Raw genomic sequence first — 21758 nt, 5'->3', positions numbered from 1 at the left:
GGCGTAAACCCGCGAAAAACACGGGTTGGCGCTATAAGAAGTTGTCGCTTGGCGACAAGGCCCCACTGAAAACTGTCCTTACAATCCCTGCATCGCCCGCCAGTTCCAGGCAGGCGTTCCTCTTCAGGAGACTCCGATGTCCGTTGAGCAAGCCCCGGTGCAACGTGCCGATTTCGACCAGGTGATGGTGCCCAACTACGCACCTGCTGCCTTTATTCCTGTGCGTGGCCAAGGTTCGCGCGTGTGGGACCAGGCCGGTCGCGAGCTGATCGACTTTGCCGGCGGCATCGCGGTTAACGTTCTGGGCCACGCCCATCCGGCACTGGTCGGTGCCTTGACCGAACAGGCCAACAAACTCTGGCATGTCTCCAACGTGTTTACCAATGAGCCGGCGCTGCGCCTGGCCCACAAGCTGATCGACGCCACCTTTGCCGAGCGCGTGTTCTTCTGCAACTCCGGCGCCGAAGCCAACGAGGCCGCCTTCAAGCTGGCCCGTCGCGTGGCGTTCGACCGTTTTGGCAGCGAGAAGTACGAGATCATCGCCGCGCTGAACAGCTTCCATGGCCGTACCCTGTTCACCGTCAACGTCGGTGGCCAATCGAAGTACTCCGATGGTTTCGGGCCTAAAATCACCGGCATCACCCACGTTCCTTATAACGACCTGGCTGCGCTGAAAGCGGCGGTCACCGATAAGACCTGCGCCGTGGTTCTGGAACCGATCCAGGGTGAAGGCGGCGTACTGCCAGCCGAACTGGCTTACCTGCAAGGCGCCCGCGAACTGTGCGACGCGAACGACGCGCTGCTGGTGTTCGACGAAGTGCAAACCGGCATGGGCCGCAGCGGACACCTGTTTGCCTACCAGCATTACGGCGTGACCCCGGACATCCTCACCAGCGCCAAGAGCCTGGGCGGCGGCTTCCCGATTGCGGCGATGCTGACCCGTGAAGACCTGGCCAAGCACCTGGTAGTCGGCACCCACGGCACCACCTACGGCGGCAACCCGCTGGCGTGCGCGGTAGCGGAAGCGGTGATCGACGTGATCAACACTCCAGAAGTGCTGGCGGGTGTGAATGCCAAGCACGACCTGTTCAAGGCGCGCCTGGAGCAGATCGGCAAGCAGTACGGCATCTTCACCCAAGTGCGTGGCATGGGCTTGTTGATCGGTTGCGTACTCAGTGATGCCTTCAAAGGCAAGGCCAAGGACGTGTTCAACGCGGCCGAAAAAGAAAACTTGATGATCCTGCAAGCCGGCCCCGACGTGGTGCGTTTTGCGCCGAGCCTGGTGGTGGAAGAGGCGGACATCAATGAAGGCCTGGATCGTTTTGAGCGTGCTGTGAAGACGTTGACGCAAGCCTGATAGCGACACATTTTATTGGCCGGACCTGAACAAATGTGGGAGCTGGCTTGCCTGCGATAGCATCACCTCGGTGCCGTTGATATACCGAGTTGCCTGTATCGCGGGCAAGCCAGCTCCCACATGGATCTGCTTACACATTGAGACCGATGTGTATCCAGGGCCTGTGTCCGGCATTTTTTCCTCTGTGAGTTTTCGAGTTAAGGAGTGACACCATGCTGGTGATGCGCCCCGCGCAAATGGCTGATCTGGGCGAGGTACAGCGTCTGGCTGCGGACAGCCCGATTGGTGTCACCTCCTTGCCGGATGATGTGGAACGCCTGAGCGATAAGATCGCGGCCAGCGAAGCTTCTTTCGCGGCCGAGGTGAGTTTCAACGGTGAAGAGAGCTATTTCTTCGTGCTGGAAGACACCGAGACCGGCCAACTCGCCGGCTGCTCGGCCATCGTAGCCTCGGCTGGTTACTCCGAGCCGTTCTACAGCTTCCGTAACGAGACCTTCGTGCACGCTTCCCGCGAGCTGAAGATCCACAACAAGATCCACGTGCTTTCCCAGTGCCACGACCTTACCGGCAACAGCCTGCTCACCAGTTTCTACGTGAAGCCTGCGCTGGTCGGTTCGCCGTGGTCGGAACTCAACTCCCGTGGCCGACTGCTGTTTGTCGCCAGCCATCCCGAGCGCTTTGCCGACTCGGTGGTGACCGAGATTGTTGGCTACAGCGACGAGAACGGTGACTCGCCGTTCTGGGATGCCATTGGCCGCAACTTCTTCGACCTCAACTACGCCGCCGCCGAGCGCCTGTGCGGGCTGAAAAGCCGTACCTTCCTCGCCGAGCTGATGCCGCACTATCCGATCTACGTGCCGCTGCTGCCGGACGAAGCGCAAGAAGCCATGGGCCAGGTGCACCCGCGTGCGCAAATCACCTTCGACATCCTCATGCGTGAAGGTTTCGAAACTGACCATTACATCGACATCTTCGACGGTGGCCCGACGCTGCACGCCCGGGTCTCGGGCATTCGCTCGATTGCCCAGAGCCGCGTGGTGCCAGTGAAAATCGGTGAGATGGTCAAGGGTGTTGGCCGCCAGTACCTGGTGAGCAACGCGCAGTTGCAGGATTACCGTGCGGTGATGCTGGAGCTTGACTACGCGCCCGGCAAACCAGTGACCCTGGACCTGGCGGCAGCCGAAGCGCTGGGTGTTGGCGAAGGCGCCAGTGTGCGCCTGGTTGCGGTTTAAAAAGAGAGTTTCGCGGGTGGCTGACAACAGCGGCCCGTTCGAGGAGATAGCATGATCGTTCGTCCCGTACGCAGCAGCGATTTACCGGCCCTGATAGACCTGGCGCGCAGCACTGGCACCGGCCTCACCACCTTGCCGGCCAACGAAGAGCGCCTGACCCACCGGGTGGGCTGGGCGGAAAAAACCTTTCGCGGCGAAGCCGGGCGCGGCGATGCCGACTACCTGTTCGTGCTGGAAAACGACGACGGCCGCGTAGTGGGAATCTCCGCCATTGCTGGCGCCGTTGGCCTGCGCGAGCCGTGGTACAACTTCCGGGTTGGGCTGACTGTCAGCGCTTCCCAGGAACTGAATATCTACCGTGAGATACCGACGCTGTTCCTGGCCAACGACCTCACCGGTAATTCCGAATTGTGCTCGTTGTTTTTGCATGCCGATTACCGCAACGGCCTCAACGGTCGCATGCTGGCCAAGGCGCGCATGTTGTTTATCGCCGAGTTCCCGCAACTGTTCGGCAACAAGATCATTGCCGAGATGCGCGGTGTGTCCAACGACGCCGGGCGTTCGCCGTTCTGGGAAAGCCTGGGCCGGCACTTCTTCAAGATGGAGTTCAGCCAGGCCGACTACCTCACGGGCGTGGGCAACAAGGCGTTTATCGCCGAGCTGATGCCCAAGTTCCCGCTGTACAGCTGCTTTCTCTCCGAAGACGCGCGCAATGTGATCGGCAAGGTCCACCCGGACACCGAGCCGGCGCTGAGCATGCTCAAGAGCGAAGGCTTCAGCTACCAGGGCTATGTGGATATTTTCGACGCGGGCCCGGCGGTGGAATGTGAAACCAGCAAGATCCGTGCGGTGCGCGACAGCCAGTCACTGGTGTTGGCCATCGGCACGCCGGGGGACGACGCCACGCCGTTCCTGATCCATAACCGCAAGCGCGAAGAATGCCGTATCACCGCCGCTCCGGCCCGTCTGGCGGCAGGTACGCTGGTGGTCGATCCACAGACCGCCAAGCGCCTGCAACTGGTGGTGGGTGATCAAGTGCGTGCTGTTGCGTTGTCTGCTGCTCGGGAGTCCAAATAATGAATTCGCTGTATATCGCAGGGAGCTGGCTGGCTGGCCAGGGTGAGCTGTTTGAATCGCGCAACCCGGTGACTCAGCAAGTGCTGTGGGCTGGCAATGGTGCCAGTGCTGAACAGGTCGAATCCGCCGTGCAGGCTGCGCGTCAGGCATTCCCGGCATGGGCCAAGCGCCCGCTCGAAGAACGCATCAGCGTGCTGGAAACCTTCGCCGCTACGCTTAAAAGCCGTGCCGATGAAATCGCCCGCTGCATTGGCGAAGAAACCGGCAAGCCACTGTGGGAGTCGGCCACTGAAGTCACCAGCATGGCCAACAAGATTGCGATCTCGGTGCAAAGCTACCGCGAGCGTACCGGCGAGAAGAGCGGCCCCCTGGGCGACGCCACCGCTGTGTTGCGCCATAAACCCCACGGTGTGGTGGCGGTGTTCGGCCCTTACAACTTCCCTGGGCACTTGCCCAATGGGCACATCGTCCCGGCGTTGCTGGCGGGCAATACCGTGCTGTTCAAGCCGAGCGAGCTGACCCCCAAGGTCGCCGAGCTGACCGTACAGTGCTGGATCGAAGCCGGTTTGCCGGCGGGCGTGCTCAACCTGCTGCAAGGCGCGCGGGAAACCGGCATCGCCCTGGCGGCCAACCCAGGCATCGACGGCCTGTTCTTTACCGGCTCCAGCCGCACCGGCAACCATTTGCACCAGCAATTCTCAGGGCGCCCCGACAAGATCCTGGCCCTGGAAATGGGCGGTAATAACCCGCTGGTCGTGGACGAAGTCGCCGACGTGGATGCGGCGGTGTACACCATCATCCAGTCGGCGTTTATCTCGGCGGGCCAGCGTTGCACCTGCGCGCGCCGCTTGCTGGTACCGCAAGGTGCCTGGGGTGATGCCTTGCTGGCGCGCCTGGTGGCGGTGAGTGCGAGCATTGAAGTGGGCGCTTTCGACCAGCAACCGGCGCCGTTCATGGGCTCGGTGATCTCCCTCGCTGCGGCCAAAACCCTGATGCAAGCCCAGGAACTGATGTTGGCCAACGGCGCGGTGGCGCTGCTGGAGATGACCCAGCCTCAGGCTCAGGCCGCTTTGTTGACCCCTGGAATCATCGACGTAACCGGGGTGACGGAACGTGAAGACGAAGAGCTGTTCGGCCCGCTGCTGCAGGTGATCCGCTATGCGGATTTTGCCGGTGCCATCGCTGAGGCCAACAACACCCAGTACGGCCTGGCCGCTGGCCTGTTGTCGGACTCCGAAGCGCGTTACCAGCAATTCTGGCTGGAAAGCCGCGCCGGTATCGTCAACTGGAACAAGCAGTTGACCGGCGCTGCCAGTACCGCGCCGTTCGGTGGTGTCGGGGCGTCGGGCAATCATCGCGCCAGTGCCTATTACGCGGCGGATTATTGCGCGTACCCGGTGGCGTCGCTGGAGACGCCAAGCCTGGTCGTGCCAGCCACGTTGACCCCTGGCATAACACTCAAGTGAAGGTGACACCGATCTAAGGTGGGAGCTGGCTTGTCGGATCGCCGCATCGCTGCGATGGCATCACCTCGGTTTGGTTGAAAGACCGAGTCGCCTGCATCGCAGGCAAGCCAGCTCCCACACTGGGTCGGGTTAACAGATATAGACCTGCAGTTGATGCCTATAAAAACAGATGTTCGTGGAGCCTCGCCGATGAAATCCTGTGAAGTCAATTTTGACGGTCTAGTGGGGCCGACCCATAACTACGGCGGTTTGTCCTTCGGCAACGTCGCGTCCCAAAGCAACAGCCAGCAGTCTTCCAACCCGAAGGAAGCGGCGTTGCAGGGCCTGCAGAAAATGAAAGCCCTGATGGACATGGGGTTTGTGCAAGGTGTGTTGGCGCCCCAGGAACGCCCGGACGTGGCCGCGTTGCGCAACCTCGGTTTCAATGGCACTGACGCTCAGGTGATTCAGCAGGCGGCCAAGCAGGCCATGCCTTTGCTGGTGGCCAGTTGCTCGGCATCCAGCATGTGGGTAGCCAACGCCGCCACCGTCAGCCCAAGCGCCGACACCGCAGACGGCCGTGTGCATTTCACCGCCGCCAACCTCAATTGCAAATACCACCGCAGCATCGAGCACCCCACCACCAGCCGAGTGCTGGGGGCGATGTTCGCCGATGGCAAGCATTTCGCTCACCACGCCGCCTTGCCGGCCGTGGCGCAATTTGGCGATGAAGGCGCGGCCAACCACACGCGTTTCTGTCGTGAGTACGGCGAGGCGGGCGTCGAGTTTTTCGTCTTCGGCCGTAGTGCTTTCGACCCCCGTTACCCGGCCCCGCAGAAGTACCCGGCGCGCCAGACCCTCGAAGCCTCCCAGGCCGTTGCGCGCCTGCATGGCTTGAAGGATGACGGTGTGGTCTACGCTCAGCAGAACCCGGCGGTGATCGACGCGGGTGTGTTCCACAACGATGTGATCGCAGTGGGCAACGGCGAAGTGCTGTTCTATCACGAGGATGCGTTCCTCAACACCGAACAGATGCTTGCCGAGCTGCACGGCAAGTTGGGCAAGTTGGGCGGCAACTTTCAGTCGGTGTGTGTGCCTCGCGCGTTGGTCAGTGTCGAGGACGCGGTGCGTTCCTACCTGTTCAACAGCCAGTTGCTGACTCGTCCTGACGGTTCGATGCTGCTGATCGTGCCGGAAGAGTGCCGCGCCAATGAGCGCGTGTGGCAGTACCTGCAAGGTCTGACCGCTTCCGGCGGGCTGATCCGCGAAGTCAAGGTCTTCGACCTCAAGCAAAGCATGCAGAATGGCGGCGGGCCGGCGTGCCTGCGCCTGCGCGTGGCGTTGAATGAAACCGAGCTGGCGGCCGTGAACCCAGGGGTTATCATGACCGCGCCGTTGTACGAAACCCTGACCCAATGGGTGGGCAAGCACTACCGCGACAGCCTGCGCGAAACCGACTTGGCTGACCCGCAGTTGCTGCTTGAGTGCCGGACGGCACTGGATGAACTGACGCAAATCCTTAAACTGGGCTCGGTTTATCCTTTCCAGATCAATTAATGCCACACGGCTGAGATATTTTATTTATGACCGACACCCTGAAACTCATCCTTGAAGACACCGACGGCACCCAGCTGGAAACCTCCTGCACCCGCGTCGCCGTAGTCTGGCAGGGCAAGGAGATCTGGATCCAGCACGATGGCCGCGGCCAACTGCTGATTGGCGTAGACGTAGAGGAGGGCGACGCCGAGTACGCCAACCTGCTGATGCGCCCATTGGCCACCAACCTGATGAGCCTGCAACTGGAAATGGAACCGGCCGACGTTGAAGGTGACGACGACGATCACGTCCATGGCCCAGGCTGCAACCACTAAGGAAGCTGCTTATGCTCGCCCTCGGCAAACTGCTTGAACTGACCCTCGCCGGTCGTGAACCGGCGCAAAAAATTCAACTGACTGTCGACGGCGTGCAGATGCGCTGGCTCAGCGAAGGCGCGCTTGAAGTGCGTCCTCCTGAAGCTCTGGACAACGGCAGCGACTTGCTGCTGTCGTCCGGCATCCATGGCAACGAAACCGCGCCGATCGAATTGCTCGACCGCCTGTTGCATGGCATTGCCCGCGGGGAGATCAAACCCCGCACCCGTATTCTGTTCCTGTTCGGTAATACCGAGGCCATGCGCCGCGGTGAGCGTTACCTCGAGCTGGACGTCAACCGGCTGTTCAATGGCCGTCATGAACAAAACATCGGCCCCGAAGCCATGCGCGCCGCCGAGCTTGAGCAATTGGCCCGCAGCTTTTTCAGCCTGCCTGGCCGCTCGCGCCTGCATTACGACCTGCATACCGCGATTCGTGGTTCGAAAATCGAGCAGTTCGCGTTGTATCCCTGGAAGGAAGGGCGCCAGCATTCGCGCCACGAGCTGGCACGCCTGCGCGCTGCCGGTATACAAGCGGTGTTGCTGCAGAATAAAACCTCGATCACCTTCACCGCGTTTACCTATGAACAGTTGGGCGCCGAGGCCTTCACCCTTGAATTGGGCAAGGCGCGACCATTCGGGCACAACGAGGGTGTAGACGTGCGTCTCCTGGAGGCTCGCCTCACGCAGATCATCGAAGGCACCGAGCCTGTGACCGAGAGCCTGGACGGCCTGCAGCTGTTTGCCGTGTCCCGTGAAGTGATCAAGCATAGCGACGCGTTCCTGTTGCACCTGCCGGCGGATGTGGAAAACTTCTCGCCGTTGGCCAAGGGCTACCTGTTGGCCGAAGACGTGGCCAAGACCCGTTGGGTGATCGAGGAGGAGGGCGCGCATATCATTTTCCCCAACCCGAAGGTCAAGAATGGCCTACGGGCGGGGATATTAATTGTGCCGACCTCAGAAGACGCCGCGGAGCTTAAACAGGGTTAAAGGAATACTGTTTGCGCGGCGGCATGTTCAGTTCTTCGCGGATACCATTCTCACTGAATGACACCGGGTTGGAATTGGTGGGTGGAGTCGACGGGTCGTTGTCGAAGTCGAAAGGGGCGGCGTCTGTAGGCAGGCCCACCGCCTGCAGTTCGCTGTTGCGGATGAGCGGACGGGCCTTGTCGCCGTCGACACCGTCCTCGCTGTATCCTGGCAGGGTGGTTCCGGTGACCGCGTTGTACGCATGGCACAGCTCGTGATAAAGCAACGGTATGTTGGTCATTCGATTGCCGATGAACGTCGGATTGTAGTAGATCGAACCACCGTAGGCCGGTATGCCCCGTTGATTATTCTCAATGAATGACCTGGGTTCCGATTCGTTGCTCGGCGCAAACAGCCCGTTGCTCTCATCTTGCAACTCATAGATATTGATTGGGGTGCCGCCTATCAATTGCGCGGCGTACAGCGCTTGCAGCAATTGTTGCCCGTTCGGCGATTGGGCCAGCAGCGAGAGGTCATCGTTTACTCGTTGTTGAAACTGGAGGCTACCGACTACTCGAACGCCGCTGTGGATCAGAGGGTAGTAATTGATATCGGTCACCCGCGCTTGCTGGACATCTATTGGCGAGCTGTTCCCTGATGTGGAAGCGGGCACGCTGAACTGCTGCGCAGCAACAAGGATGGTGTTGGAGTCTTTGAAGACTATGTCCCTCGGCTTGAGCTGAAGTGCCAGATCCATGCCGTGTCCGGCATACATCACATTGCTGTGCGGGCCTGCCTGTAAAATATCATCGCCTGGCCCACCCACCAGGATGTTGTGCTTGCCTCCCCCTGTCAGATGATCATGGCCCTCTCCGCCATTGATAAAGGCCTGCCCTTGGGCGCCAATGACGGTATCGTCCCCGGCGCCGGAGTAGACCGTCATGTCACCGTCGGCGAGGGCAACAACCCTGTCGTTTCCATCACCTGCCTCGATATAGCAGGCGCCTCGCCGAGTCAGGATCATATCTTCGCCGGGGCCGGCGAAAATGCGCGAGTAGCCGCCTCCGGCCCAGATGCGATCACTGCCTTCACCGGCGTCGATCAGGATGGGGTGGGTGACATCGTCGGCAACATTAATAAGGTCATCACCGCCCTGTGTCCGGAACACCACGAACTGATTGAGCCCGTTCAGGGTGACATGGAAACGTTGCGTATTGACTATGACGCTGAGGCCTTCACCTTCGCCTTGCGCGGGGAGGTCGACGCAGATTCGGTCGGCTTTATCGGTGGTTGTGAACACAAGGTAATCGTGCAGTTCATCGGCCAATTCGCGCTCGACAAGCACGGTATTATCGGCATGCAGCGTGATGAACACTAACGGCAGTTGGGCGTGCGGGCCCCTTTGGAGGTTTTTGGTGCGGTTGATGGGGTCGCTGATTCGTCCGTCAATCATCCAGACGTTATCGGGAGCGCGCGGAGCGCTTGGAAGGTTAATCTCAGACATGCTGACTCCGTTGATGATGGGAACTCTTTTGAGGTAAGCCTCAAAACCATTACATCGTCGGTACATCAATCACTGGTTTTACTTATATATATGCCCTGTCGATCCAAAGAAACTCGGCTGGACAGGGCTCGGATGCAATCAGCTAACGCGCTTTTGCGGCTCGCTTTGATAGATCGCCCGCACTTTGTGCAGGGTATCGGCGCAGGTACGCGCAGCTTCCTGACCCTTGTGCACGAAGTGCTCATAGAAGAACGTGGTGTGCTCGCTGCCGGCATGGAAGTGGTGCGGCGTCAGGGACACCGAGAACACCGGCACTTCAGTTTCCAACTGCACCTGCATCAGGCCGCTGACCACTGATTGCGCGACGAATTCGTGACGGTAGATGCCACCGTCCACCACCAGCGCGGCAGCGACGATCCCGGCGTAACGGCCGGTCTTGGCCAGCAACTTGGCGTGTAGGGGCATTTCAAAGGCGCCGCCGACTTCGAAGAAGTCGATGTCCGATTCCTGATAACCCTGGGCGATCATTTCGGCGAGGAAGCCTTTGCGCGATTGGTCGACAATATCCTTGTGCCAGCAGGCCTGGATAAACGCGACGCGCTCGCCGTGATGGTTTTTGCTTTTGCTGTCGATTGCGGTGGGTTGCATGTTCTGACTCCTGTTTAAGAAAAAAACAGGGCGTTATGAATCGAATGGGATTTAAGGGTACGCATGCGCAAGCAGGCGCGCGGCCCTTAGGTGCCAATCCCGTTCTCTCTTCATCCGGACTATGACCGTCGGCCCCGGGATCACACCGGGTCTGCTGACCTTGTCGCCGTCCTGCCTGAGCAGTTCAAGGCGCCAAGCGCTCGCGGGCTATGCACATTGCGTGCAATTACCGCCGGTGGGGAATTGCACCCCGCCCTGAGAACGTTGCCGCCAGAACCCTGGCGGCGGAGAGTTTTTAACATGGTTTTTCGAAAACTGCACGGCTGCCGTCTCGATAACTTATATCGGTTTGATTGGTTGGTATTCGAATGAATGCAATAGGGGCTTGATATTCCGTGGCTTTGCCCGCAGTAATCACACACAAAAGGACTTATCCACTCCGTTAGAGGCCCCCTTCATGACCGTGATCGACCTGCGCAGCGACACAGTGACCCAACCTACCCCCGGCATGCTCGACGCAATGGCCAGCGCCGTCAGCGGCGATGATGTTTATGGTGAAGACCCCAGCGTCAACCGCTTGGAGGCTGAGTTGGCCAAGCGCCTGGGCTTTGCCGCGGCGCTGTTCGTACCCACCGGCACCATGAGCAACCTGCTGGCGTTGATGGCTCACTGTGAGCGCGGCGAGGAATATATCGTCGGTCAGCAAGCCCACACCTACAAATATGAAGGCGGCGGTGCGGCGGTGCTGGGGTCGATCCAGCCGCAGCCCCTGGAAGTGCAAGCTGATGGCTCCCTTGATCTGAACCAGGTGCTTGCAGCCATCAAGCCCGACGACTTCCACTTCGCGCGCACGCGCCTGCTGGCGCTGGAAAACACCATGCAGGGCAAAGTGCTGCCGCTGGATTACCTGGCCAAGGCCCGTGCATTTACCCACGAGCACGGCTTGGCCCTGCACTTGGATGGCGCCCGTCTCTACAACGCGGCAGTCAAGCTGGGCGTGGATGCGCGAGAAATCGCCCAGCATTTCGATTCGGTGTCGGTGTGCCTGTCCAAGGGCCTCGGCGCGCCGGTCGGTTCGGTGCTGTGTGGCTCGGCGGCGCTGATCGCCAAGGCTCGGCGCTTGCGCAAGATGGTCGGCGGCGGCATGCGCCAGGCCGGCTCACTGGCGGCGGCGGGGTTGTATGCTCTGGATCATCAGGTGCAGCGCCTGGCTGACGACCATGCCAACGCGCAATGGCTGGGCGATGAGTTACGCAAGGCCGGCTACAGCGTCGAGCCGGTGCAGACCAATATGGTGTATGTGCAGGTAGGCGATCAGGCGCAGGCGCTGAAGGCCTTTGCGGCCGAGCGTGGGGTCAAGTTGAGTGCCGCACCGCGCCTGCGCATGGTCACCCATCTGGACGTCAGCCGGGCGCAGATCGAGCAAGTGCTGCAGACATTCGTCGCGTTTTCGCAGAAATGACAGTGCAGGCCGTCTAATTGACTGTTTCTATCACATAAACACGCTGTACCACCGGCAAAGGGCCGATATAATGCGGCCCTTTGCCGTCGCTCCGTCTGATGATGTTGCGCACTGGCCTTTGGCCGCAGCCTCCGTGGAAGAACCTAATGAAAAGCGCAGAAATCCGTGAAGCCTTCCTTCGCTTCTTCGAAGAGCAAGGTCACACCCGTGTAGCCTCCAGCTCCTTGATCCCAGGCAATGACCCAACCCTGCTGTTCACTAACGCGGGGATGAATCAGTTCAAGGACTGCTTCCTGGGCCAGGAAAAGCGCGCCTACACCCGCGCTACCAGCAGCCAGAAGTGCGTACGCGCCGGCGGCAAGAACAGTGACCTGGAAAACGTCGGCTACACCGCTCGTCACCACACCTTTTTCGAGATGCTGGGTAACTTCAGCTTCGGCGACTATTTCAAGAAAGACGCGATCACGTTCGCCTGGACCTTCCTCACCGGCGTGCTGAAGCTGCCCAAGGAAAAACTCTGGGTCACCGTGTACGCGACGGACGATGAAGCGTATGACATCTGGACCCAGGAAATCGGTGTACCTGCCGAGCGCATGATCCGTATCGGTGACAACAAAGGCGCGCCCTATGCGTCCGATAACTTCTGGACCATGGGCGATACCGGCCCGTGCGGCCCGTGCACCGAGATTTTCTACGATCACGGCGACGATATCTGGGGTGGCCCGCCGGGCTCGCCGGAAGAAGACGGCGACCGTTACATCGAGATCTGGAACAACGTGTTCATGCAGTTCAACCGCACCGCCGATGGCGTGTTGCATCCGCTGCCAGCACCGTCGGTGGACACCGGCATGGGCCTGGAGCGGATCAGTGCGGTGATGCAGCACGTTCACTCCAACTACGAAATCGACCTGTTCACCAACCTGCTGAGCGCCTCGGCGGCAGCTATTGGCTGCGCCAATGAAGGCCAGTCTTCGCTCAAGGTAGTGTCGGACCACATCCGTTCCTGCGGTTTCCTGATCGCCGACGGCGTGCTGCCGTCCAACGAAGGCCGTGGCTACGTGCTGCGTCGCATCATCCGTCGCGCGTGCCGCCACGGTAACAAGCTGGGCGCTACCGGCAGCTTCTTTTACAAGATCGTGGCCGCGCTGGTTGCCGAGATGGGCGATGCCTTCCCGGAACTCAAGCAACAGCAAAGCAACATCGAGCGGGTACTCAAGGCTGAAGAGGAGCAATTCTCCAAGACCCTGGAGCACGGCTTGAAGATTCTGGAACAGGACCTGGCTGAGCTCAAAGGCACCGTGGTGCCGGGTGATGTGGTGTTCAAGTTGTACGACACCTATGGTTTCCCGATGGACCTGACTGCCGACATCGCCCGCGAGCGCGAGTTGACCGTCGATGAAGCCGGTTTCGAGCGTGAGATGGAAGCCCAGCGCGTGCGCGCACGTTCGGCCAGCTCCTTTGGCCTGGACTACAACACCCTGGTCAAGGTTGACGTACCGACCGAGTTCACCGGCTACAAGACGACTGCGGGCTCGGCCAAGATCGTCGCCATCTATAAAGACGGTAAGTCGGTCGACGTGTTGAGCGAAGGTGAAGAGGCGGTGGTGGTACTGGACCAGACGCCTTTCTATGCCGAGTCGGGTGGCCAGATTGGCGATTGCGGTTTCCTGAGCTCGACATCCGGTCGTTTTGATGTGCGCGACACCACCAAGACCGGCGGGGCTTTCCTGCATCACGGTGTGCTGGTGCTGGGCAACTTGACCGTGGGCGCACCGGTAGACACCCAGGTCGATGCCGACGTACGGCATGCCACGGCGTTGAACCACTCGGCCACTCACTTGCTGCACGCCGCGCTGCGCCAGGTGCTGGGCGAGCACGTGCAGCAAAAAGGTTCGTTGGTGGACAGCCAGCGCCTGCGTTTTGACTTCAGCCACTTTGAAGCGATCAAGCCTGAGCAGATCAAGGCGCTGGAAGACATCGTCAACGCCGAGATTCGCAAGAACACCCCGGTTGAAACCGAAGAAACCGATATCGAGACCGCCAGGAATAAAGGCGCCATGGCGCTGTTTGGCGAGAAGTACGGCGACGAAGTCCGCGTACTGAGCATGGGCGGCAGCTTCTCGGTAGAACTCTGTGGTGGCATCCACGCCAACCGCACCGGCGATATCGGCCTGCTGAAGATCATCAGCGAAGGTGGTGTGGCCTCGGGCGTACGTCGTATTGAAGCGGTAACCGGTGCTGCGGCCCTGGCTTACCTCAATGCAGCCGAAGAACAACTCAAGGAAGCGGCCGGCCTGGTCAAGGGCAGCCGCGACAACCTGATCGACAAGCTGTCCGCCGTGCTCGAGCGCAACCGTGCGCTGGAGAAACAGCTGGAGCAGTTGCAGGCCAAGGCGGCGAGCGCTGCGGGCGATGACCTGTCGGCTGCGGCGGTTGACGTCAAGGACGTAAAAGTCCTGGCTGCGCGCCTGGACGGCCAGGATGGCAAGGCGCTGTTGGCCTTGGTCGATCAGTTGAAGAACAAGCTCGGCCGCGCAGTGATCCTGCTCGGCAGTGTCCATGAGGATAAGGTCGTTCTGGTTGCTGGTGTAACCAAGGACCTGACTGGCCAACTCAAAGCCGGTGATTTGATGAAGCAAGCCGCTGCGACAGTGGGTGGCAAGGGCGGTGGTCGTCCGGACATGGCGCAAGGCGGTGGTGTCGATGCCGCAGCCTTGGACGCGGCGCTGGCCTTGACCGTGCCATTTGTCGAGGCAGGTATTTAAAGCACTGTTAACCGGCCCGTGGTCTAGTCACGGGCTTGTTCAGTGCGGGTGGATTGGAAATTAGGCGCCCCTTTACGGGCTGAGGCGGCTTGGAAATGGCTTTGATCGTACAGAAATTTGGAGGTACCTCGGTCGGTTCTGTCGAAAGAATCGAGCAGGTCGCCGACAAGGTTAAGAAGTTCCGCGATGCTGGTGATGACCTGGTAGTGGTGCTGTCGGCCATGAGTGGCGAGACCAATCGCCTGATCGATCTGGCCAAGGCCATCAGCGGTGATCAACAGCCGCTGCCGCGCGAGCTGGATGTGATCGTCTCCACGGGCGAGCAGGTAACCATTGCGCTGTTGGCCATGGCGCTGAACAAGCGTGGCGTGCCAGCGGTGTCCTACACTGGTAGCCAGGTGCGCATTCTTACAGACAGCGCACATACCAAGGCGCGGATCCTGCAGATTGATGATCAGAAAATTCGCACTGATCTGAAAGCAGGGCGCGTGGTAGTTGTAGCGGGTTTCCAGGGCGTGGATGAGCACGGCAACATCACCACGCTGGGTCGTGGCGGTTCGGACACCACCGGTGTGGCCCTGGCGGCAGCGCTCAAGGCTGACGAATGCCAGATCTATACCGATGTGGATGGCGTCTACACCACTGACCCACGCGTCGTGCCAGTGGCCCAGCGGCTGGACAAGATCACCTTTGAAGAAATGCTGGAAATGGCCAGCCTTGGTTCCAAGGTGTTGCAGATTCGCGCGGTGGAGTTCGCCGGCAAGTACAACGTTCCGCTGCGCGTATTGCACAGCTTCAAGGAGGGTCCGGGCACCCTCATTACTATTGATGAAGAGGAATCCATGGAACAGCCGATCATTTCCGGCATCGCTTTCAATCGCGATGAAGCCAAGCTGACGATCCGTGGCGTGCCAGACACCCCAGGCGTGGCTTTCAAGATTCTGGGGCCTGTCAGCGATGCGAATGTTGAAGTCGACATGATCGTGCAGAACGTTTCGCACGACAACACCACCGATTTCACCTTCACCGTGCACCGCAATGAATACGATGCAGCATTGAAAATCCTGCAGAACACTGCGAGCGAGATTGGCGCCCGTGAAGTGGTCGGCGATACCAAGATTGCCAAGGTGTCGATCGTCGGGGTGGGCATGCGTTCCCATGCTGGCGTTGCCAGCCGTATGTTCGGGGCTCTTGCCAAAGAAGGTATTAACATCCAGATGATTTCCACCTCGGAAATCAAAGTCTCGGTCGTCCTCGAAGAGAAGTACCTGGAGCTGGCTGTACGCGCGCTGCATACGGCTTTTGAGTTGGATGCTCCGGCCCGACAGGGCGAGTGATGCGTTGCCAGGAAGGCGCGGTTTACCGCGCCTTTCATTTTTTTGTGGGGTACATGGTCTTTTGCATGGGCTCGACAATACTTAGCGAGTAGGGCTACGACCTTTTGGTTGTAGGTCGAATGCTTTTTTTTTGCAGACTGTTGTTCCTGAACTGAAATGCGTGAGGTGAAAGGTATGCTGATTCTGACTCGTCGTTGCGCAGAAAGCCTGATTATCGGTGATGGCGAAATCACTGTGACCGTGCTCGGCGTCAAAGGCAATCAAGTACGTATTGGGGTTAACGCTCCGAAAGAGGTGGCGGTCCACCGCGAGGAAATCTACCTGCGGATCAAGAAAGAGAAGGACGAAGAACCAAGCCTTTAATTTTTATCGTTTTTTATGTTTGCAAACGGGGAGGAACGTGGTTAATATACGCCCCGTGTTGCGGAGAGCTGGCCGAGTGGCCGAAGGCGCTCCCCTGCTAAGGGAGTACACCTCAAAAGGGTGTCGGGGGTTCGAATCCCCCGTTCTCCGCCATTATTTGCTTAGTACGTTGCAATCTGGTTTTTTCGGTAAGTTGTTGAAAATACTCGAAAAAATAGCTTTACATAGAGATTGAACGGCCTATAATGCGCGGCAACAAATGCACTCGTAGCTCAGCTGGATAGAGTACTCGGCTACGAACCGAGCGGTCACAGGTTCGAATCCTGTCGAGTGCACCATTTAAGAGTTAGTTGCAGCGATGCAGGTAGCTTGGCTTCAACCAGTTGTGATCTGGTCTAAAAACACAATCTGCACTCGTAGCTCAGCTGGATAGAGTACTCGGCTACGAACCGAGCGGTCACAGGTTCGAATCCTGTCGAGTGCACCATACAAACAAAAAGCCCGCCTAGTGCGGGCTTTTTGCCGTCTGGCGTTTGTATAGGTTTTATTTGGCACGCTCCTTTTTCTCCCTTCTCATGTGTTTTCCCTCGCGCCTGCGTCGTCGCATTTCATAGATGCAGCCAATACTGAGCTTTGGCGTGCAAGCGCTTGTTCTTTCCAGTTTTTTAACGTTTAAAACGTCCGGGCGGTGTATCATGCGCCCGTCAGCCCCGCCGGGGCTTGTGGAATACCTCCATGGACTTACCCAGTAGTTACTCAGTACCCCGTTTTACCAATCATGAATTGACTGATTGATCCTTCCGGCGTGCCCCGCTGCTGGGAGTGGAGTTCGCCTATGACCGAAATAGAAGTAAAGAAAACACAAGAAAGCCTGCAGGATCGTCTGGCTCAAGTTATCGAGCTGCTGCAGCGCCAGCGCGTGGTCGAAGACCTCACGCACCGCCAGGAAGGTCCGAACCACGACCGCGTCGAAAACCTGGTTCACCGGCAAAACCTCGTCGAGTTGCAACGCAAGCTCGATGACCTGCACTCCGCCGACGTCGCTTATATTCTTGAAGCCTTGCCGCTGGATGATCGATTGACCCTGTGGCAGTTGGTGAAGGCTGATCGCGACGGTGACATCCTTCTGGAAGTGTCGGACTCGGTGCGTGAGACGCTCATCGCCGACATGGATGACCACGAACTCCTGGCTGCTGCCAAGGAGATGGATGCGGACGAGCTTGCTGACCTGGCCCCTGAGCTGCCCCGTGATGTTGTCCATGAGTTGATGGAAGCGCTCGACACGCAGCAGCGTGAGCGTGTGCGTTCCGCGCTGTCGTACGACGAGGATCAGGTCGGCGCCCTGATGGACTTCGAGATGGTCACCATCCGCGAAGACGTCAGCCTGGAAGTGGTGTTGCGTTACCTGCGCCGCCTCAAAGAGTTGCCCGGCCACACCGACAAATTGTTTGTGGTCGACTATGAGGGCATCCTCAAAGGCGTTTTGCCGATCAAGCGCCTGCTGGTCAATGATCCGGAGAAAAAAGTTGCTGACCTGATGGCCAGCGATACCGTGAGCTTCCACCCGGACGAAGATGCCTACGACGCGGCCCAGGCATTCGAGCGTTACGACTTGATCTCGGCTCCCGTGGTGGATAAGAACGGCAAGTTGATCGGTCGTCTGACCATCGATGAAATCGTCGACTTGATCCGTGAGGAAAGTGAAACCGAAGTCCTCAACATGGCGGGTTTGCGTGAAGAGGAAGATATTTTCGCGTCGGTCTGGCGTTCACTGCATAACCGCTGGGCCTGGCTGGCTATCAATCTGATTACCGCGTTTATCGCTTCTCGCGTGATCGGGTTGTTTGAAGGCTCCATCGAGAAGCTGGTTGCCTTGGCGGCGTTGATGCCGATTGTGGCGGGCATTGGCGGCAACTCCGGGAACCAGACCATCACCATGATCGTGCGCGCCATGGCGCTGGACCAGGTCAGTACCGCCAATTCCTCACGGCTGTTGCGCAAGGAACTGGCTGTAGGCCTCATAAACGGATTGGTGTGGGGTGGCGTGATTGGCGTGGTGGCCTACTTGCTCTACGGCAGTTGGTCCCTGGGCGTGGTAATGACTGCGGCCATGACCCTTAACCTGTTGCTGGCGGCATTGATGGGGGTATTGATCCCCATGACCCTGGCGCGTCTAGGTCGCGATCCCGCCATGGGTGCCAGTGTGATGATCACGGCCATGACTGACAGTGGTGGTTTCTTCATCTTCCTGGGCCTGGCAACGATCTTCCTGCTCTGACCCTTCCCGCGGGGGCAAACCTGCCCTCGCTTTGTTTCTTATTCCCAAACTCCCAGCAAAAAAAAGCCAGCACAGGGCTGGCTTTGGCTTTCAGGTGTCAATCAATTGGCTTCTGCGGCCGCCTCCACGTCGTGCGCGATCAGCGAGACGAGAGCATTTTGCTGGCGGTGGGAGAGCTGACGAAAACGCTGCAGCAGTTCGCGTTCGTGCAGTGACAGCTCGGGGCTGTCCAGGCGCATGCTCAACTCTTCACCCAAGGCACCTTCCTGAATAAGGCTTTGTTCCAGGCGTGCGATGATTTCGGAGTTCATGCTGCGGTGATGATTGCGAGCCACCTCGGCAATGCGTTCCCGCATTCCGTCTGGCAGACGTACGACGAATTTGTCAGCCGTACGGCTGGAATAAATTGCCTGTTTCAATGGGCGCATATATTTAACCGGTTAGTTCAGGGGAGCGGTTTCTGGAATTGGCCGCAAGATGAGTGTTAAGACAAGGCTCACGACCAAAGTTCAACCCGAATTGCAAAGAGGCCGCATCATGCCTCAGATTTGCCATTTCATTGGCGTCAATTCTGTGACAAATATTGAACCGCCTACAGGCTTTATGCCAGTACTGATTTGCGTTTTTGCGGACTGGTTGGAAAAAATTCCCCGGGCTGCAGCGAAGCTCGCCAATCTTCGCCCAGGCCTGCGCGGAATCTGGGTTAAAGGGCGCCCGTCCTACAGCGATATGGCCTTTTGCCCTCAAGCTTAAGGTTAGTAGCTGCTCGGTTATTTACGAGTGTCAGGCGACATAAGGTAGGGAGAAAGGGCGGCGGGGGAGGGCTAGCGAAGGAGTGGATCGAATTTGATTCGGCGACCCTTGATGAGTGCCATTATCAGTAGGCTGCCCAGCACGGCGCTTGCGACCAAGGCTAGGGTTTGAGCTTGTTGTGAGGTGGCTCCCAGGCCTAGCGCGGCGGACATGAGGGTCAGGCACAGAAATAACCAGGCAGATTTGGACATGAATAATTTTCTCAGAAAACCCAATGCTCGCCCGCTGGGGCAGATTGGGTATCTTGGGTCAGGCGGATGGGGGACTGGGGGTTGGCAGTCATCAGTGCGAGTTGAGGGCGCTGTTGCAGATGGTGGGGAATGGCTTGGCTGATTTGCGCGCCGTCTTCAGTATTGATCGGCTGAAAATGAAACGTCACCACCGCGGCCAGTGCCACAGCGTTCAGTGCTAATAGAAGGACGCTGTTCATAGTCATGGTCTCCACGGTGCCTGGAACGATTGGTTTTGTATGTATGACTTTGCAGATGTCGTGCCAACCTATTAGGTCAATAAAAACAAAGGGTTAGATTTAATTTGTGAGGTGTTGAGGTTGCAGTTTGCAATGATGGCATATTGGCGCAGTGCAATTTGCACGATGCATCTGAAGGCTTTAGTCTGCAGCGAGAGGCTTTGAATGCATTCGCAGGGATCGGCCTACATTCAAAATGCCAACGGACGACATGACAAAACCAGCCTCGGCCGTTAAGATGCACGCCGTCTGTCGCTAGCCCTTCCGGGTAAGCATTTGGCATTTGTCCCAGTAGCTCAATTGGATAGAGCATCCCCCTCCTAAGGGGAAGGTTGGCCGTTCGAACCGGCCCTGGGACACCATATTATTCAAGGCTTGTAGCGCTTTACCCAGCATTTGTAGACTGTTTATGGGTGCAATATGGGTGCAGTCACTTGCCCCGACTCCCGACTAGAGGAAGTTTTTGCTCAACCCTAACCTTGGAAGGGAAAGCGAGCATCGTGCTAGTCATTCAGAATTAGCCGCAGCAGGGCTCATGTCGAAGCCATCCCCATATTTTTGGACTGCGAAGAGTTTACTGATACGAGTGGCTCCCCCGTCGTAGCTCCAAATACCTTTTGCGTAGGTCAGTCCAATCGCAGGCGACAGGCCATCCGCGTGACTCCCAAGGCCCCCCACAGGTCGATAGAGGTCTGGCAGGGGGAATCCGAGATAACTATTCACATGTCACTTCCTCGTGGTCGATGAAAAGTCCTCCTCAGGCGGGTATATTGTGCGGACTACTCTGGGGGGGAGCCCAAAATGTTGAATTTTGAGAGTCGCATAGGAAGCGGTGGGTTTGGTAACGTCGACCTCGTTAGGGATCTAAACGGGAACGCTTTTGCCAGGAAGACCTTCAGCAACAATCAGCCTTCCAGTTTTCCGGATGAGCTAGTTCCTAATATTAGGAGTCGCTTCATTCGTGAGGCTAGCGTCCAAGCTAACCTACAACATCGTAACATCATGCCAGTGCTGCACTCTCAGTTGGCAGATAATCCTCCTTGGTTTTTGATGCCCGTGGCTGCGTCTACCCTTGACAAAGATCTGCGCTTAGATCAAACGTTGGGCGGAAATCCGATCGCCGTTATGATGGATATACTTGCTGGGCTAGAGTATTTGCACAGCGTTGGAATTACGCATAGGGATCTGAAACCACAAAACGTACTAAAGCTTAATTTCAACGATGGTGCTGCTTATGTCATAAGTGATTTCGGTCTCATATCATTGAGAGATACTCAACTGTCTGTTCTTACACAGACCGGGATGAGGATGGGATCTGACTACTATACTGCGCCAGAGATAGTTGCTGACTTGCGTCGTGCATCTGCGATGTCAGACATATATTCGGCTGGCTGTATACTCCACGACCTTTTTGGGGTCGACGATCGGATTCCGTGCTCTGAAATTCAAGAAATCGGTCCCTACGCAGACATCATGCGTTGCTGTACTAGACGAGAGCCCAATCGACGCTTCCAAAGTGTAGCTGCTTTGAGGGATGCCATTCTCTCAGTAGGGCAAGCCCCTGTAGTAGTTGCTCAAGCGCAAGTAGCGGCATTGATAGATTTGTTGAAGAATGGCTCTCCTTTGACTCAGCAGATTTGGAGAACTATTGTCGAGAAAGTCGAAGATGAATCTTCTTCAAGTGATATGCGAGCACTACTTTCCACTATTTCGATAGATCGGATTGATGAGTTAATTCTGCTTAGTCCTGACCTTGCTAGTAGGCTTGGGGTCGAATATGCAAAGTGGGTCAAAGATAGTTCCTTTGACTTCAATGAGTGTGACGGTATCGCAAATCGCCTTTCACGGTTCTTTACTACTGAAAATATCGACTGCCAAGTTGAAGTTCTCTTGGCATATCTCGAGATGGGAACGAGCCACAATCGTTGGTATGTTGAGCAAAAGTTTCATAACGTATGCAAGCCAACGCTTGATACTCGGATTGCTAATCGTCTCGCGTTAGAACTACGTGTGCTTGGTCATAAGGCGTGCCGAATGATAGCTCACATGGAAAACTCCATTGGAGTGGAAAGAGCGTCTTTGCATCCGAGCATTGTATCAACGCTAACACAAATCTGCCCGGTGTAATTT

General features: G+C 57.8%; 19 protein-coding genes, 4 tRNA genes and 1 riboswitch. Of the genes, 18 read left to right on the top strand and 5 right to left on the bottom strand.

The window, feature by feature from the left end; all coding sequences use genetic code 11:
- Positions 1–136 precede the first annotated feature (136 nt).
- From CLM72_RS21505 to astE, 7 genes are all read left to right on the top strand, one after another.
- On the top strand, positions 137–1357 hold the full coding sequence (locus CLM72_RS21505) for an aspartate aminotransferase family protein (protein ID WP_096143499.1): 1221 nt from the start codon (positions 137–139) through the stop codon (positions 1355–1357).
- A 212-nt stretch (positions 1358–1569) separates the two neighbouring features.
- Entirely contained in the window at positions 1570–2589 is a 1020-nt protein-coding gene (aruF, locus tag CLM72_RS21500) for an arginine/ornithine succinyltransferase subunit alpha (RefSeq protein WP_105228053.1), read from the top strand.
- A gap of 51 nt (positions 2590–2640) precedes the next feature.
- The gene (gene astA, locus CLM72_RS21495; protein WP_105228051.1) at positions 2641–3666 is read left to right on the top strand and encodes an arginine N-succinyltransferase; all 1026 of its coding nucleotides are present in this window, start codon (positions 2641–2643) and stop codon (positions 3664–3666) included.
- Positions 3663–5132, top strand: coding sequence for a succinylglutamate-semialdehyde dehydrogenase (astD, locus tag CLM72_RS21490; protein WP_168220200.1), 1470 nt, complete (start codon positions 3663–3665; stop codon positions 5130–5132). The genes astA and astD overlap by 4 nt, the downstream gene beginning before the upstream one ends.
- Positions 5133–5321: 189 nt before the next feature.
- Positions 5322–6668: an N-succinylarginine dihydrolase gene (astB, locus tag CLM72_RS21485; protein ID WP_105228047.1), complete on the top strand. Its 1347-nt coding sequence runs from the start codon at positions 5322–5324 to the stop codon at positions 6666–6668.
- Between the two features lie 26 nt (positions 6669–6694).
- Positions 6695–6982 (top strand): hypothetical protein, encoded by a 288-nt coding sequence (locus CLM72_RS21480; RefSeq protein ID WP_003175651.1) that lies wholly within the window; start codon positions 6695–6697, stop codon positions 6980–6982.
- Between the two features lie 11 nt (positions 6983–6993).
- Positions 6994–8010: a succinylglutamate desuccinylase gene (gene astE, locus CLM72_RS21475; protein WP_054922329.1), complete on the top strand. Its 1017-nt coding sequence runs from the start codon at positions 6994–6996 to the stop codon at positions 8008–8010.
- Here astE and CLM72_RS21470 read toward each other — a convergent pair.
- Both CLM72_RS21470 and CLM72_RS21465 read right to left on the bottom strand, forming a co-directional pair.
- Positions 7997–9493, bottom strand: a complete 1497-nt coding sequence (locus tag CLM72_RS21470) for a M91 family zinc metallopeptidase (RefSeq protein ID WP_158688699.1) — start codon at positions 9491–9493, stop codon at positions 7997–7999. The two genes, astE and CLM72_RS21470, sit on opposite strands and share 14 nt — an antisense overlap.
- 138 nt (positions 9494–9631) lie before the next feature.
- Positions 9632–10141, bottom strand: a complete 510-nt coding sequence (locus CLM72_RS21465; RefSeq protein WP_054922336.1) for a 6,7-dimethyl-8-ribityllumazine synthase — start codon at positions 10139–10141, stop codon at positions 9632–9634.
- A gap of 97 nt (positions 10142–10238) precedes the next feature.
- A riboswitch (FMN riboswitch) is annotated at positions 10239–10408 on the bottom strand.
- A 190-nt stretch (positions 10409–10598) separates the two neighbouring features.
- On the opposite strand from CLM72_RS21465, the gene ltaE reads away from it, so the two are divergent.
- The 8 genes from ltaE to mgtE all read left to right on the top strand — a co-directional run bounded on the left by ltaE (position 10599) and on the right by mgtE (position 18346).
- Positions 10599–11603, top strand: a complete 1005-nt coding sequence (ltaE, locus tag CLM72_RS21460; RefSeq protein WP_034128464.1) for a low-specificity L-threonine aldolase — start codon at positions 10599–10601, stop codon at positions 11601–11603.
- A 146-nt stretch (positions 11604–11749) separates the two neighbouring features.
- Positions 11750–14368, top strand: coding sequence for an alanine--tRNA ligase (gene alaS / locus CLM72_RS21455; RefSeq protein ID WP_105228043.1), 2619 nt, complete (start codon positions 11750–11752; stop codon positions 14366–14368).
- 95 nt (positions 14369–14463) lie between these two features.
- On the top strand, positions 14464–15705 hold the full coding sequence (locus CLM72_RS21450; protein ID WP_003193595.1) for an aspartate kinase: 1242 nt from the start codon (positions 14464–14466) through the stop codon (positions 15703–15705).
- 174 nt (positions 15706–15879) lie between these two features.
- Complete coding sequence (gene csrA / locus CLM72_RS21445; RefSeq protein ID WP_003175645.1) at positions 15880–16068, top strand: carbon storage regulator CsrA; 189 nt, start codon at positions 15880–15882, stop codon at positions 16066–16068.
- 62 nt (positions 16069–16130) lie between these two features.
- Positions 16131–16221: transfer RNA gene (locus CLM72_RS21440), tRNA-Ser, on the top strand.
- A gap of 108 nt (positions 16222–16329) precedes the next feature.
- A tRNA-Arg gene (locus CLM72_RS21435) sits at positions 16330–16406 on the top strand.
- Between the two features lie 72 nt (positions 16407–16478).
- Positions 16479–16555: transfer RNA gene (locus tag CLM72_RS21430), tRNA-Arg, on the top strand.
- A 348-nt stretch (positions 16556–16903) separates the two neighbouring features.
- Entirely contained in the window at positions 16904–18346 is a 1443-nt protein-coding gene (gene mgtE, locus CLM72_RS21425; RefSeq protein WP_105228041.1) for a magnesium transporter, read from the top strand.
- Between the two features lie 101 nt (positions 18347–18447).
- Here the strand turns inward: mgtE and CLM72_RS21420 are convergent, their stop codons facing one another.
- Entirely contained in the window at positions 18448–18774 is a 327-nt protein-coding gene (locus CLM72_RS21420) for an Arc family DNA-binding protein (RefSeq protein ID WP_003193592.1), read from the bottom strand.
- A gap of 49 nt (positions 18775–18823) precedes the next feature.
- Here CLM72_RS21420 and CLM72_RS29120 point away from each other — a divergent pair, with 49 nt between their 5' ends.
- Positions 18824–19099, top strand: coding sequence for a hypothetical protein (locus CLM72_RS29120; protein ID WP_105228039.1), 276 nt, complete (start codon positions 18824–18826; stop codon positions 19097–19099).
- A 71-nt stretch (positions 19100–19170) separates the two neighbouring features.
- On the opposite strand, the gene CLM72_RS29365 is transcribed toward CLM72_RS29120, so the two are convergent.
- Both CLM72_RS29365 and CLM72_RS21405 read right to left on the bottom strand, forming a co-directional pair.
- Positions 19171–19350: a PA3371 family protein gene (locus CLM72_RS29365; RefSeq protein WP_105228037.1), complete on the bottom strand. Its 180-nt coding sequence runs from the start codon at positions 19348–19350 to the stop codon at positions 19171–19173.
- Positions 19351–19361: 11 nt separating this feature from the next.
- Positions 19362–19589, bottom strand: coding sequence for a hypothetical protein (locus tag CLM72_RS21405; protein WP_105228035.1), 228 nt, complete (start codon positions 19587–19589; stop codon positions 19362–19364).
- A gap of 324 nt (positions 19590–19913) precedes the next feature.
- Between CLM72_RS21405 and CLM72_RS21400 the strand changes: the two genes are divergently transcribed.
- Both CLM72_RS21400 and CLM72_RS21395 read left to right on the top strand, forming a co-directional pair.
- Positions 19914–19990: transfer RNA gene (locus CLM72_RS21400), tRNA-Arg, on the top strand.
- 439 nt (positions 19991–20429) lie between these two features.
- Positions 20430–21755 carry a serine/threonine-protein kinase gene (locus CLM72_RS21395; protein WP_105228033.1) on the top strand — a complete coding sequence of 442 codons (1326 nt, stop codon included), beginning with the start codon at positions 20430–20432 and terminating at the stop codon, positions 21753–21755.
- Positions 21756–21758: the final 3 nt, after the last annotated feature.

This window comes from Pseudomonas sp. MYb193 (genome assembly GCF_002966775.1).
Taxonomy (GTDB): Bacteria; Pseudomonadota; Gammaproteobacteria; order Pseudomonadales; family Pseudomonadaceae; genus Aquipseudomonas; species Aquipseudomonas paracarnis.
The sequence above is the reverse complement of the archived record's forward strand: the minus strand, read 5'-3'. Positions and strand labels throughout refer to the sequence as shown.

Bases quoted from the DNA above. Each gene is read 5' to 3' on its own strand.
- ltaE (WP_034128464.1), top strand. From the start codon at position 10,599: ATGACCGTGATCGACCTGCGCAGCGACACAGTGACCCAACCTACCCCC.
- CLM72_RS21470 (WP_158688699.1), bottom strand. From the start codon at position 9,493: ATGTCTGAGATTAACCTTCCAAGCGCTCCGCGCGCTCCCGATAACGTC.
- astA (WP_105228051.1), top strand. From the start codon at position 2,641: ATGATCGTTCGTCCCGTACGCAGCAGCGATTTACCGGCCCTGATAGAC.
- CLM72_RS21420 (WP_003193592.1), bottom strand. From the start codon at position 18,774: ATGCGCCCATTGAAACAGGCAATTTATTCCAGCCGTACGGCTGACAAA.
- CLM72_RS21480 (WP_003175651.1), top strand. From the start codon at position 6,695: ATGACCGACACCCTGAAACTCATCCTTGAAGACACCGACGGCACCCAG.
- CLM72_RS21505 (WP_096143499.1), top strand. From the start codon at position 137: ATGTCCGTTGAGCAAGCCCCGGTGCAACGTGCCGATTTCGACCAGGTG.
- CLM72_RS21465 (WP_054922336.1), bottom strand. From the start codon at position 10,141: ATGCAACCCACCGCAATCGACAGCAAAAGCAAAAACCATCACGGCGAG.
- CLM72_RS21405 (WP_105228035.1), bottom strand. From the start codon at position 19,589: ATGAACAGCGTCCTTCTATTAGCACTGAACGCTGTGGCACTGGCCGCG.
- mgtE (WP_105228041.1), top strand. From the start codon at position 16,904: ATGACCGAAATAGAAGTAAAGAAAACACAAGAAAGCCTGCAGGATCGT.
- CLM72_RS21395 (WP_105228033.1), top strand. From the start codon at position 20,430: ATGTTGAATTTTGAGAGTCGCATAGGAAGCGGTGGGTTTGGTAACGTC.
- CLM72_RS21450 (WP_003193595.1), top strand. From the start codon at position 14,464: ATGGCTTTGATCGTACAGAAATTTGGAGGTACCTCGGTCGGTTCTGTC.
- aruF (WP_105228053.1), top strand. From the start codon at position 1,570: ATGCTGGTGATGCGCCCCGCGCAAATGGCTGATCTGGGCGAGGTACAG.
- astB (WP_105228047.1), top strand. From the start codon at position 5,322: ATGAAATCCTGTGAAGTCAATTTTGACGGTCTAGTGGGGCCGACCCAT.
- CLM72_RS29365 (WP_105228037.1), bottom strand. From the start codon at position 19,350: ATGTCCAAATCTGCCTGGTTATTTCTGTGCCTGACCCTCATGTCCGCC.
- CLM72_RS29120 (WP_105228039.1), top strand. From the start codon at position 18,824: ATGAGTGTTAAGACAAGGCTCACGACCAAAGTTCAACCCGAATTGCAA.
- astE (WP_054922329.1), top strand. From the start codon at position 6,994: ATGCTCGCCCTCGGCAAACTGCTTGAACTGACCCTCGCCGGTCGTGAA.
- csrA (WP_003175645.1), top strand. From the start codon at position 15,880: ATGCTGATTCTGACTCGTCGTTGCGCAGAAAGCCTGATTATCGGTGAT.
- alaS (WP_105228043.1), top strand. From the start codon at position 11,750: ATGAAAAGCGCAGAAATCCGTGAAGCCTTCCTTCGCTTCTTCGAAGAG.